The sequence below is a fragment of the Jiella sonneratiae genome (assembly GCF_017353515.1).
GTDB lineage: Bacteria > Pseudomonadota > Alphaproteobacteria > Rhizobiales > Rhizobiaceae > Jiella > Jiella sonneratiae.
This window is the reverse complement of record NZ_JAFMPY010000004.1, coordinates 26,638-38,819: the sequence shown is the minus strand read 5'-3', so window position 1 is coordinate 38,819 and position 12,182 is coordinate 26,638. Positions and strand designations below refer to the sequence as shown.

Here is a 12,182-nt window from a genome sequence, read left to right as displayed (position 1 = left end):
CTTGTTCGGACTGGCTCTGTTCGGCCAGGCCCCCATTCGGCCAAGTCCCTGTTCGGCCAAGCCACTATTCGGATTGGGCGTCGGTGCGCCGCAGATAGGGCGCGAGCGATATCGGCTGCGGGATCACCGCAACGATCTTCATCTGCGCGATGGTGCGCTGCTTGGCCGCCTCGATATGGGTGGAAAGCATCGAGGCGGCGGCATCCACCGCGCCGTGCATCAGGAGCTCGATCATCATCCGCTGCTCGACGATCGAGGCGCGGTCCTGCGGCAGCCCGAGCTGGCGCAGCACCTGCTGCGAGATCAGGACGGTGTGGAGGTTGCGCCGGATGAGATCCCGCAGGCTGAGATTCGGCGTCGCGAGGACGAGGTCGTTGACGAAGAGGTTGGCGAGGGCGGAAAGCTCGGCGTCGCTCGCCTGCGTCCCCTCGGCGGCGCGCAGCCGGTCGCGCGCCGCCTCGAGCTGGCGATGGTCGAGGAGCGGCGCCGCCGAGACGAGGCCGTGCGGCTCGAGGATCTTGCGCAGTTCGAATTGGTCCTTGATCGAGCGCGCCGTCAGCGGCCCGGCCACCCAGTGCGAACTGGCATTCTTGTCGACCAGCCGGCGCTCCTGCAGCCGGCCGAGCACGTCGCGCACGATGGTGCGGCTCACCTCGAAATGGTCGGCGAGCTCGGTCTCGACGATCCGGAACTGCCCGAAGACCAGACAGCGCGTGACGTCCGCCTCGACGGTCGCCTGGATCCGCCGCCAAGCCTGACGGTTGCCGAAGCCCTCGTCGGCCTCGAAGGGCAGGTCGAGGTCGAGCGTCGCGAGATCGACCTTGCGGCGGCTGACCTTCGGATCCGCGGCGCCGGCGAGATAGCCGCGGCCGGCAAAGCGGTGCACCACCCCCTCCTCCTCGAGCCGCGCCAGGGCCCGCTGCACCGGCGCGCGGGAGGTTCGAAAGAGCTCGGCGAGCGGGCCTTCGAGCAGGACAGTGCCGCGCGGGATGCGCCCCTCGCGGATATTCTGCCGCAGCACCTCGGCGACGACCTCGTAGCGGCGGGGAAGCGTCGCGGATGCCGTTGCCTGCGCCTGCGCCATAGCGGTCCCTTCGCCCGAGCCTCGAAAATCGGCCCCGTTCCATATCACGCGGACCGGCTTGTCAAAAAGCATGAAATGCATATTGCATACAAATGCTGCAGATGCACAGTGATCGCGCATGATCCACGGGCAAGAATGCGCGCCGGATACAGCGACGCACACGCCTTCCTCCGGGCGACCGGGCGCTCGAGATCGGTCAAATGCCCGTTTCGGGTGGAGTTTCCACCGGATCGACGGCTCGAAGCCGCGGAGTGGTGACCATCGCACACAGGAAGGGCGACCTCCCGCGATGCACATCGATGCGGCAAGCCGATCGTTTCGATGACGAAAAAATGACTATTGAATGCAGTATGCGTTATTGCTAACGTCGGGGCGGCAGCGCTTCACGGACCCGTCGCGCACCCACCGAGCCCCGGGGAGAGGATGACCGTAGTCCTGACGCTCAACGACGTGTCGAAGACCTATGGCGGCAAGCCGGCCGTCAGCGGCATCGACCTCGCCATTGCGGGCGATTCCTACGTCTCGGTGCTCGGCGCCAGCGGCTCCGGCAAGACCACGCTCCTGCGGCTGATCGCCGGTTTCGAGGAACCGGAGACCGGCAGCATCGTCTTCGAGGGCGAACGCATCGACGGCACGCCGGCGCACGAGCGCGGCATCGGCTTCGTCTTCCAGAACTTCGCGCTGTTTCCCCATCTCGACGTCGCCGGCAACATCGCCTTCGGCCTCGTCAACCGGCGGCGGGACCCGGTGCGCGACAAGGCCGAGCTCGACCGGCGCGTCGCCGAGGTGATCCGGCTCGTCGGGCTCACCGGCCTCGAGCGGCGCGGCGTTTCTCAGATCTCCGGCGGCCAGCGCCAGCGCGTCGCCCTTGCACGCACGCTCGTCACCCGGCCGCGCCTCGTCCTGCTCGACGAGCCGCTCGGCGCCCTCGACGCCCATCTGCGGGCCCGCATGCGCGACGAGCTCCGCCAGATCCGCAGGAGCCTCGGCGTCACCTTCCTGCATGTCACCGGCTCGGAGACCGAGGCGCTGACCATGGGCGACCGGCTGATCGTGCTCGACGACGGCAGGATCGGCCAGTTCGCCGCGCCGGCGACGGTCTACGCCGCGCCCGCCTCGCCGGCAGTCGCGCGCTATCTCAACGCCTACAACCTGATCCGCGGCAGCCGCTCCGGCGCAAGCTTCGTCAGTGCGCTCGGCCCGTTGCCGCTCGCCGCGTCGGGCGACGCCCGGAGCGCCTCGTCGAATCCCCCGCCGAGCGCCCCGTCGGGTACCTCGTCGAATCTGGGCCCCGCCGCGGCAGACGGCGTCTACGCCATCCGCCACGACCGCATCGAGGTCCGCGCGCCGGAATCTGTGCCGGGCGCCGACGAGATCATGGTCCCCGCCCGCTTCGTCGCCAGCGAATATGGCGGCGCCTCCATGCTCTCCTTCTTCGCGCTCGACACCGGCCAGATCGTCGAGGTCGAGGAGCATCTCAGCCGCGGCATGCCGCTGAGCCTCGTTCCGAATTCCCGCTACGGCCTCGCCTGGAAGCGCGACGCCGCCATCGTCTACGCCTGAGCGGAGCCTTCTGATGTCGAGAACCATCGAGGCGAGCGAAGAGCCGGCCATGCGTCAGGTCCCCGAGGCCGGCAGCATCTCCTCCGCCGCCGCGCAGCGGCGCAAGGCGCGGCGCATGTCCTGGCTGCTCCTGAGCCCCGGCGTCCTGTGGATGACGCTGTTCCTCGTCCTGCCGATGCTGATGGTGCTCTACGTCTCGTTCTGGACGCAGACCACCTTCACGGTCGAGCCGAAGCTGACCACCGCGAGCTGGGTGCGCTTCCTCACCAGCCCGACCTATCTCGACGCGCTTTGGACGACGGTGCGGATCTGGCTGCTCGTCCTCGCCTCGACCCTCGTCGTCGGCTATCCGGTGGCGCTGTTCATCGGCCTCCTCGTCCGCAACAAGACGCTGCAGACGGTGCTCCTCGTCCTCTGCGTCATTCCCTTCTGGACGTCCTTCCTGATCCGCGTCCTCGCCTGGCGCCCGATGCTCGGCACGCAGGGCGCGATCAACATGATCCTGATGAAGCTCGGCATCATCAGCCATCCCCTGGAGATGCTGCTGTTCTCCGAGCTGTCGGTGCTGATCGGCATGACGCAGATCTACTGCGTCTTCATGGTCGGCCCGATCACCTTCATGCTGTCGCGCATCGATCCCAACGTCATCGAGGCGGCCCGCGACCTCGGCGCCGGCTTCTGGCGGATCTTCCGCACCATCATCCTGCCGCTGTCGATGCCGGGTGTGGTGGTCGGCGCGATCTTCGTCTCGGTCATGGTGCTCGGCGAATTCGCCACCGCCGCCGCGCTCTCGGGCCGCAAGACCAACATGCTCGGCAACATCATCGTCAGCCAGGTCGGTTCGCTGAAATGGGCCTTCGCCGCGGTCGCCGGCGTGATCCTGACGCTTCTGATGGGCGTCGTCATCGCCGGGCTCCTCAAAGTCGTCAATCTGCGCAAGGAGCTCTGACGATGCAGGCCGGCGTCCTCAAACCGGTGCTCGCGGTCTACACCGCGCTGTTCATCGCCTTTCTCTACGGTCCCTTCATCGTCCTCGGGATCCTCTCCTTCCAGTCCGGGCCGGAAGGCGGGCCGCAGTTTCCGATCATCGAATGGTCGACCTACTGGTACCGCCACCTCTTCGGCCTGGTGCCGCCGTCGCGCGTCGCGCCGCTGCCGATCGGCGACAGCCTGATCCGCTCCCTGGCGCTCGCCTTCATGACCATGGTGGTCTCCACCGTGCTCGGCGTCGCCTCGGCGCAGGCCTTCCGTCAAAAATTCCGCGGCTCCGGCCCGGTGTTCTACCTGATCGTCCTCGGCATGATGGTGCCCGGCGTTCTGGTCGGCCTCGGCACCGCGCTCCTCGCCAATCTCGTCGGCGTCGACCGCTCCTGGTGGGGCACCGCCTTCGTCCTCCACGTCGTCTACACCTATCCCTTCGCCTTCCTGGTGATGCTGGCGATCTTCAACCGCTTCGACCGGTCGATCGAGGAAGCCTCCTGGTCGCTCGGCGTCTCGCCGGTCACCACCTTTCGCAAGGTGACCTTCCCGGTGATCTTCCCGGGCGTCCTGTCGGCGATGCTCTTCGCCTTCACGCTCTCCTACGACGAGTTCGCGCGCACCCTCTTCACCTCCGGGCCGAGGCTGACCCTGCCGCTGGCGATCTACGGCACCTTCGCGGTGGAGATCCATCCGAACGTCTTCGCCTTCGGCGTCCTCACCACCCTGTTCTCCTTCGCGCTGCTCGCGGTCTACGCCATCTTGATGATGCGTTCGGTCCGGCAGAGCCGCCAGGTTTCCGCGGAGGCCGCGTGATGCGCAGCGTCGTCGTTACCGGAGCCGCCTCCGGCATCGGGCTCGCCATCGCCGAACGTTTCGCCGCGGACGGCGACCGCGTCCTCCTCGTCGATCTCGACGGCGAGAAAGCGCTCGCCGCGGCCGCGGCGATCCGCGCTGCCGGCGGCGCCGCCGAAGCGGTCGCGGCGGACGTTTCGGACGAAGCCGCGGTCAGCGCCGCGGTGCGCCGCGCGGAAGCGGCGCACGGCCCGGTCGAGGTCCTCGTCAACAATGCCGGCCACGCCCACCAGTCCCGCTTCGTCGACCTTCAGCCCACCGATTTCGACCGGATGTTCGCGGTCCATGTGCGCGGCACCTTCCTGATGACCCGCGCCGTGCTGCCGTCGATGCTGGAGCGCGGCCGCGGCATCGTCGTCAACATGGCCTCGCAGCTCGGCCAGATCGGCGGCGTCGAGCTGGTGCACTATTCCGCCGCCAAGGCGGCGATCATCGGCATGACCAAGGCGCTGGCCCGCGAGGTCTCGGCGGCGGGCGTGCGCGTCAACGCGGTGGCGCCCGGGCCGATCAACACGCCGCTGGTCCGCTCCCTCTCGCCCACCTGGCAGGCGGCGAAGAAGGCCGAGCTGCCGCTCGGACGCTTCGGCGAGCCGCAGGACGTCGCCGGCACGGTGGCGTTCCTCGCCTCCCCCGACGCGGCGATCTTCGTCGGCCAGACGCTCGGACCGAACTCCGGCGACGTGATGCTGTGAAACCACGGAAGCTCCCATGACCAGCGACAGCCGCATCGTCCTCATCACCGGCGCCGGGATCGGCATCGGCCGGGCCACCGCAGAAGCCTTCGCGAAGGCCGGCGACCACGTCGTCGTCACCGACGTCCTTTCCGGTGAAGGCGCCGCCGCGGCGGCGGCGATCGAGAGCGCCGGCGGTTCGGCCGAGTTCCTGCGCCTCGACGTCACCGACACCGCGGCGGCCGACGCCCTCGTTTCCGACGTCGAGGCCCGGCACGGCCGCATCGACGTGATCGTCGCCAATGCCGGCATCGCCCACCGCGTGCCGCTCGCCGAGCTCTCCGACGAGAAGTGGGACCACACCTTCGAGATCGACCTGAAGGGCATGATCCGGGTGATCCGGCCGGCGGTGCCCGGGATGCGGGCGCGCCGCGCCGGCGCCATCGTCTGCCTCTCCTCGATCATGGGCGTCGCCTATGGCTGGGACGAGCACGTCCACTATTCGGCGGCGAAATCCGGCGTCGTCGGCCTGGTCCGCGGCCTCGCGGTCGAGCTCGCCAAAGACGGCATCCGCGTCAACGGCGTCGCGCCCGGCTACATCCGCACAGCCCAGCTCCTGTCGGAAAAGCATTCGCTCGGGCCGGCCGGCGCCGACGCGGCCGCCGCCTTCATTCCGATGGGGCGGCTCGGCGAGGCCTCCGACATCGCCGACGTCATCCATTTCCTCGCCTCGCCGGCGGCCCGGTACATGACCGGCCAGACCGTCGCCGTCGACGGCGGCCTCCTGGTCGGGCGCTACTAGCGCGCCCGCACGAAATACCGCCGGCAGGAGCCGGCGTGACCCGCAGCCACCGAAGATCACGACCTTCAAAGGGGAGTCCGGCATGACAAGCAGATCCATCGACAGGCGCAAGCTTCTCAAGCGCACCGCAGGCGCGATGGCGCTGGCGATCGGCGGCGGCACACCGTTCCTCAACGCGCGGGCCGCCTTCGCGCAGGCCAAGGACCTTGCCGCCGAGAGCCTGCGCACCACCGGTCTGTCGGTCACGGTGCAGGACCGTATCCTGCAGGACTTCAAGCAGAAGTCGGGCGTCGGTTCGGTGTCGGGCACCGCCGCGACCTATCCGGACGCCCAGACCAAGATCCTCTCCGGCTCGTCGGACTACGACTGCTGGGAAATCATCGGCGAGCGTCTCCCGGCGATCACCATGACCGACCACGCCGAGCCGATACCGGCCGCCAACCTGAAGAACTGGGCGAACATCCGCGACACCTTCACCAAGGTGGACCCGAAATGGGACCGTTCGGCCCAGATCGTCGGCCAGATCTGGACGGACGAGAACCAGACCGATCTCTGGATGGTGCCGGCGGTCTACAACTACGATTCCATCGGCTACAACCCGGACCTCGTCTCCGACGAGGAGGCCAACACCTGGACGGCGATCTTCGACGACAAGTTCAAGGGCAAGTCCGGCCTCAACACCGATCCGCTGATCGCCTTCGGCCAAGCCATCCTGGCGATGAACAGCCTCGGCCTCAGCGAGGTGCCCAATCCCGGCAACCCCTCGACCGACCAGATCGACGAGGCCTCGAAATTCCTGATCTCGAAGAAGAAGGGCGGCCAGTTCCGGGCGCTGTGGGGCGATTTCGGCGAACTCGTCAACCTGCTCGCCTCCGGCGAGATGGTGGTCTGCGACGCCTGGCAGCCGGCGGTCATGGCCGTGAAGGCGCAGGGCAAGGCCTGCAAATACGCCGTGCCGAAGGAAGGCTACCGCGCCTGGGCGATCGGCCCCGCCATGCTGAAGGGCACCCCCAACGCCGACGCCGTCACCGCCTATGCCGACTACTGGCTTTCGGGCGAACCCGGCATCACCGTCTCGGAGCAGGGCTACTACTCGCCGTCCACCAACATCAAGGACGTGATGGACCCGAAGAAGTACGCCTTCTGGTACGAGGGCAAGCCGTGGGACGGGCCGGCCGAGCGGGGCATCGAGCCCGGCGACCTGCGGGACGGCGGCTCGCTGGAGACCCGCGCCGCCAACGTCGCCTACTGGCACCAGTGGCCGGACGAATACGACTACCTGATCCAGAAGTGGGACGAGTTCCTCAACGCCTGACGGCCTTCGGGGGAGGCCCGCCTCCCCCGCCACCCTTGTCTTTCCCACACGGACGGCGACGATGCACGATCTCGAACTGATCAATGTCGGGAAGGTCTACGACGACGGCACGGTGGCCGTCGCCGGCTTCGATCTCGCGGTCGAAAAGGGCGAGTTCGTCGCCTTTCTCGGACCGTCCGGCTGCGGCAAGACCACCACCTTGCGGATGATCGCCGGCTTCGAGACGATCACCTCCGGTGACGTCGTCATCAAGGGCCGCAACGTCAGCGACCTGCCGCCGGAGCGCCGGCCGACCTCGATGATCTTCCAGAACTACGCGCTGTTTCCGCACATGAACGTCTTCGAGAACGTCGAATACGGCCTCAAGGTGCGCGGCCTGGCGAAGGCCGAGCGGCAGGAGCGGGTCGGGCGCATTCTCGACAAGTTCGGCCTGTCGGCGATCGCGCAGGAGCGTGCCGACAACCTGTCCGGCGGCCAGCGCCAGCGGATCGCGCTCGCCCGCGGCCTCGTCGTCGAGCCGGACATCCTTCTCCTCGACGAGCCGCTCGGCGCGCTCGACGCCAATCTGCGCCGCGTCATCCAGGACGAACTGAAGATCCTGCAGCGCGAACTCGGCATCACCTTCGTCTTCGTCACCCATGCCCAGTCCGAGGCGCTCGGCCTCTCCGACCGGGTGGTGGTGATGAGCAACGGCAAGGTCGAGCAGATCTCGACCCCGCGCGAACTCTACACCCGCCCGGCGACGCCCTTCGTCGCCGGCTTCATCGGCGCGAACACGATCTTCCGGGGCGAGGCCTCGCAGGGCGGGGCTCCCGGCCGGTGCCGGATCGACACCAGGTTCGGGCCGATGGAAGGCGTCGGCGACGCCGGCGCGCTCGCCGGCCGGTCCGCGATCATCGCCATTCCGTCGGACGCCATCGCCGTCCATCCCGCCGGCTGGTCCGGCAGCGGCATCAACACCGTCACGAGCACCGTCCTGTCTCGCGACGTCGTCGGCCATATCGGCCATCTGAGCCTCGCCCTCGACGGCGCGGAGCCGATCCTGGTCGAATCGCATGTCGACAGGTTCGCCGGCCTTCAGGCCGGACCCGGCGACACCGTCACCATCACCTGGGAGCCGGAGCGCTCCTCGGTCCTTGCAGCCTAGTCACGAAGACGATCACGGATAGGGAGATCTCAACAATGGCGAAGGAAATTCTCTGCGGCTTCGGCATCGACGTCGATGCCGTCGCCGGCTGGCTCGGCTCCTATGGCGGCGAGGACTCGCCGGACGACATCTCGCGCGGCCTGTTCGCCGGCGAAGTCGGTTCCCCGCGCCTGCTGAAGCTGTTCGAGCGGCTCGGCCTGAAGACCACCTGGTTCATCCCGGGCCACTCGATCGAGACCTTCCCGGACCAGATGAAAGCGGTGGCCGAGGCCGGCCACGAGATCGGCATCCACGGCTACAGCCACGAAAATCCGATCGCCATGACGCGCGAGCAGGAGACCGCCGTCCTCGACAAGTGCATCGACCTCGTCACCCAGCTCTCCGGCAAGCGCCCCACCGGCTACGTCGCGCCCTGGTGGGAATTCTCCACCGTCACCAACGAGCTGCTGCTCGAGCGCGGCATCAAGTACGATCACTCGCTGATGCACAAGGACTTCATGCCGTATTACGTGCGGGTCGGCGACAGCTGGACCAAGATCGACTATGCCGGCAAGCCGCAGGACTGGATGCAGCCGCTGAAGCGCGGCCACGAGACCGATCTGATCGAGATCCCGGCCAACTGGTATCTCGACGACCTGCCGCCGATGATGTTCATCAAGAAGGCGCCGAACAGCCACGGCTTCGTCAATCCGCGCGACATCGAACAGATGTGGCGCGACCAGTTCGACTGGGTCTATCGCGAGATGGACTACGCCGTCTTCCCGATCACCATCCACCCCGACGTCTCCGGCCGGCCGCAGGTGCTGTTGATGCTGGAGCGGCTCTACGAATACATGGCCGGCCACGAGGGCGTGCGCTTCGTGACGATGAACGAGATGGCCGACGACTTTGCCGCGCGCTTCCCGCGCGCCAAGTAGACCGCCCGTTGCGGCCGCCCTTCGGGGCGGCCGCGTTCCCCCCGCGAGGAGATCCGACATGTGCTCGCTGTGCGGCATTCTCGGCGTCGAGAACCACTGGACCGACGCGGTCGCGCGGCCCGGCGTCTTCTCGCGCAACGACGAGACGCGCTCGCGCCGGCTGGAACGCGCCCGCCGCATCCGCCTCGCCAACCGCGTGCTCGCGGCCTACCGGCTGCAACTCGGCGACTGGCAGGGCCGCGCCTATCTCCTGTCGACGGCGACCGGCAAGACCGAGGTGATCGACAGCCTCGCCCATCTCTGGCCCGCGGCGGAACAGTTGTCGGGCCGCAGCTTCGATCCGCTCGACCCGGACCTCCTGTCGCGCCTGACGGCGCGCCGATGAGCGGGCATCCCGGCTTCATCCCGGTGAACCTCCTCACCGGCTTCCTCGGCTCCGGCAAGACGACGCTGCTGCGCCGGCTGCTGCAGGACCCCTCGCTGGCGGGGGCGGCGGTGCTGATCAACGAATTCGGCGAGGTCGGCCTCGACCATCACCTGATCGAGCGGATCGACGAGACGACCGTGCTGCTCAAGGCCGGCTGCGTCTGCTGCACCATCCGTGGCGAACTCTCCGAGGCGATCCGCGATCTCCATTCGAAGCGCGAGCGCGGGCTGGTGCCGTGCTTCGACCGGCTGGTGATCGAGAGCACCGGGCTCGCAGACCCGTTCCCGATCCTCTCGACCGTCAGGGCCGATCCTGTCCTTTCGAGCCATTTCACCCTCGGCAACGTCGTCGCCACGGTCGACGCGGCAACCGCCGCGCGGCAGACGCTGCGCCGGCCGGAATGGTTGAAGCAGGTCGCGAGCGCCGACCGGATCGTCCTGACCAAGACCGACATCGCCGCCCCCGACGCCGTCGCGGCGCTTTCGGCCGAACTTCTCGCCCTCAATCCGACCGCCGAGGCGGTGGACGTCCACGGCTCAAGCTGGTCTGCCGCCTGGCTGATGGCCGAGGACGCCGCGACGGGCGATCCGCTGGCGCGAAGGCCCGCCGAGGAGCATGGCGAACCGCACGGCGACCACGATCATCATCCCCGCGCCGGTCAGGCCCCGGACCAGAACCAGGGCCACGGGCATCACGACGGGCACGGGCACGGGCATGGGCATGGGCATGGGCATGGGCATGGAAACCGGCACGATCCGAACCGGCACGACGCGACCATTCACGCCTTTTCGGTGACGCTGGACCGCCCGATCGACTGGACCGGCTTCGGCATCTGGCTGACCATGCTGCTCAACCGGCACGGCGCGAAGGTGCTGCGGGTGAAGGGCATCCTCGATCTTTGCGGCGAGGAGAGGCCGGTCGCCGTGCACGGCGTCCAACATCTCGTCCACCCGCCGGTCCACATGGCGGCATGGCCGGCCGGGCCGCGCCAGTCGCGCCTCGTCTTCATCGTCGACGGCCTCGCCGAAGCGACGGTCCGCGCCTCGCTGGAGACCTTCATGGCGCTCGCGGACGACATGCCAGCCGGCGAAGCCGCGGCATGAACGAGGCCTCCAGGATCCGGGGCCGGACCGCGGGCCGCACGGTCGCGGCGCCGGCGGTCCACGCGCGGGGCAAGGTGCTGCTGCGGGTCCTCGGCACCGAGATCACGCTGCTCGAGCAGTTGCGCCGGCGGGCCGAGGCGGACCTCGGCATCCGCCTCGCCTTCGACAATCTCGATTTCCTCGGCGCGCAGAGCAAGGCGGCGCGGTCGCCGGAGGCCTACGACGTCTACGACCAGTGCTTCCACAATCTCGACATCGTCTGGTACTGGCGGGCGATCCAGGCGATCGACACCGACCGCATCCCGCTGTTTGACGAGGTGTCGAGCCTCACCCGCACCGGGACGATCGGCCCGTCCGGCCACATCGGCCATGGCGACGTGCCGGTGGCCAAGCTGTTCGTGCAGCCGGACCAGTCGCTCTCGGCCAATCCGTCGCGGCTGATCTCGATGCTGCCGACGGTGCACAATTTCGATTCCTTCGGCTATGTCGAGGACGCCGCCGGCGTCTCGGCGAGCCGCGTCTCCTCCTGGGCGGCGCTGCTCGACCCGGCGCTGCACGGCCGGGTGTCCTTCGTCGACGAGCCGGCGATCGGGATCTTCGACGTCGCGCTCGCCGCGCAGTCGGCGAAGCTGATGCAGTTTCAGAACATCGGCAATCTCTCCGTCGACGAGATCGACGCCCTCGTCCGCATCCTCGTCGAGAAGAAGCGCGAAGGCCATTTCGCCGGCTTCTGGAAGACCGCCGCCGAAGCGACCGCGATGATGGCCTCCGGCCGCTTCTGCGTCGGCAGCCTGTGGTCGCCGAGCGTGATTGCGCTGAAGCGGCGCGGCGTCCACGTGCGCCAGGCCGTGCCGGTCGAGGGCTACCGCGCCTGGCATGGCGGCCTCTGCCTGTCGAGCCGGCTCGGCGGCCGCGAGCTCGACGCCGCCTACGACTATCTGAACTGGTGGCTCTCCGGCTGGCCGGGCGCGGTTGTGGCGCGCCAGGGCTACTACATGTCGGTCGTCGACCGGGTGCGCGACAATCTCACCGAGGCCGAGTGGGCCTACTGGTACGACGGCCGCCCGGCGGCGACCGACCTGCCGGATCCCGACGGCGAGACCGCCATCGCCAAGGGTTCGCTGCGCAGCGGCGGCTCCTACTGGAGCCGCGCCTCCAACATCGCCGTCTGGAACACGACGATGGACGAGCACAACTATCTCGTCCGGCGCTGGGGCGAGCTCGTGGGCTGATTTTTCCCGACGGAGAGCGCCCGGCCGATCCCGCGCCGCCGGCGAGGCTTCCGCTCGCGGCGCTCCGGCCCTACCTTGCCGTTCGAGC

12 protein-coding genes are annotated in these 12,182 nt (G+C 68.4%); 11 read left to right on the top strand and 1 reads right to left on the bottom strand.

Annotated elements, in window-relative coordinates:
* Positions 1 to 64: 64 nt before the first annotated feature.
* Positions 65 to 1,084 (bottom strand): GntR family transcriptional regulator, encoded by a 1,020-nt coding sequence (locus J1C47_RS04250; RefSeq protein ID WP_207349491.1) that lies wholly within the window; start codon positions 1,082 to 1,084, stop codon positions 65 to 67.
* A gap of 423 nt (positions 1,085 to 1,507) precedes the next feature.
* Here J1C47_RS04250 and J1C47_RS04245 point away from each other — a divergent pair, with 423 nt between their 5' ends.
* The 11 genes from J1C47_RS04245 to J1C47_RS04195 all read left to right on the top strand — a co-directional run bounded on the left by J1C47_RS04245 (position 1,508) and on the right by J1C47_RS04195 (position 12,094).
* Positions 1,508 to 2,647: an ABC transporter ATP-binding protein gene (locus tag J1C47_RS04245; RefSeq protein ID WP_207349490.1), complete on the top strand. Its 1,140-nt coding sequence runs from the start codon at positions 1,508 to 1,510 to the stop codon at positions 2,645 to 2,647.
* 115 nt (positions 2,648 to 2,762) lie between these two features.
* On the top strand, positions 2,763 to 3,596 hold the full coding sequence (locus J1C47_RS04240) for an ABC transporter permease (RefSeq protein WP_425354540.1): 834 nt from the start codon (positions 2,763 to 2,765) through the stop codon (positions 3,594 to 3,596).
* Positions 3,597 to 3,598: 2 nt separating this feature from the next.
* Positions 3,599 to 4,441: an ABC transporter permease gene (locus J1C47_RS04235; protein ID WP_207349489.1), complete on the top strand. Its 843-nt coding sequence runs from the start codon at positions 3,599 to 3,601 to the stop codon at positions 4,439 to 4,441.
* Positions 4,441 to 5,172, top strand: coding sequence for an SDR family NAD(P)-dependent oxidoreductase (locus J1C47_RS04230; protein WP_207349488.1), 732 nt, complete (start codon positions 4,441 to 4,443; stop codon positions 5,170 to 5,172). The genes J1C47_RS04235 and J1C47_RS04230 overlap by 1 nt, the downstream gene beginning before the upstream one ends.
* Before the next feature lie 16 nt (positions 5,173 to 5,188).
* Positions 5,189 to 5,953 (top strand): SDR family NAD(P)-dependent oxidoreductase, encoded by a 765-nt coding sequence (locus tag J1C47_RS04225; RefSeq protein ID WP_207349487.1) that lies wholly within the window; start codon positions 5,189 to 5,191, stop codon positions 5,951 to 5,953.
* Between the two features lie 82 nt (positions 5,954 to 6,035).
* Complete coding sequence (locus J1C47_RS04220) at positions 6,036 to 7,268, top strand: ABC transporter substrate-binding protein (protein ID WP_207349486.1); 1,233 nt, start codon at positions 6,036 to 6,038, stop codon at positions 7,266 to 7,268.
* A 61-nt stretch (positions 7,269 to 7,329) separates the two neighbouring features.
* A complete protein-coding gene (locus J1C47_RS04215) occupies positions 7,330 to 8,415 on the top strand; it encodes an ABC transporter ATP-binding protein (RefSeq protein ID WP_207349485.1) in 1,086 nt (361 codons plus the stop codon).
* Positions 8,416 to 8,450: 35 nt separating this feature from the next.
* A complete protein-coding gene (locus J1C47_RS04210) occupies positions 8,451 to 9,332 on the top strand; it encodes a polysaccharide deacetylase family protein (protein WP_207349484.1) in 882 nt (293 codons plus the stop codon).
* A 58-nt stretch (positions 9,333 to 9,390) separates the two neighbouring features.
* Positions 9,391 to 9,717, top strand: a complete 327-nt coding sequence (locus tag J1C47_RS04205; RefSeq protein WP_207349483.1) for a hypothetical protein — start codon at positions 9,391 to 9,393, stop codon at positions 9,715 to 9,717.
* Positions 9,714 to 10,862, top strand: coding sequence for a CobW family GTP-binding protein (locus tag J1C47_RS04200; protein ID WP_207349482.1), 1,149 nt, complete (start codon positions 9,714 to 9,716; stop codon positions 10,860 to 10,862). The genes J1C47_RS04205 and J1C47_RS04200 overlap by 4 nt, the downstream gene beginning before the upstream one ends.
* On the top strand, positions 10,859 to 12,094 hold the full coding sequence (locus tag J1C47_RS04195; RefSeq protein WP_207349481.1) for an ABC transporter substrate-binding protein: 1,236 nt from the start codon (positions 10,859 to 10,861) through the stop codon (positions 12,092 to 12,094). Before J1C47_RS04200 ends, J1C47_RS04195 begins: the two co-directional genes overlap by 4 nt.
* The last annotated feature ends 88 nt before the right edge of the window (positions 12,095 to 12,182 follow it).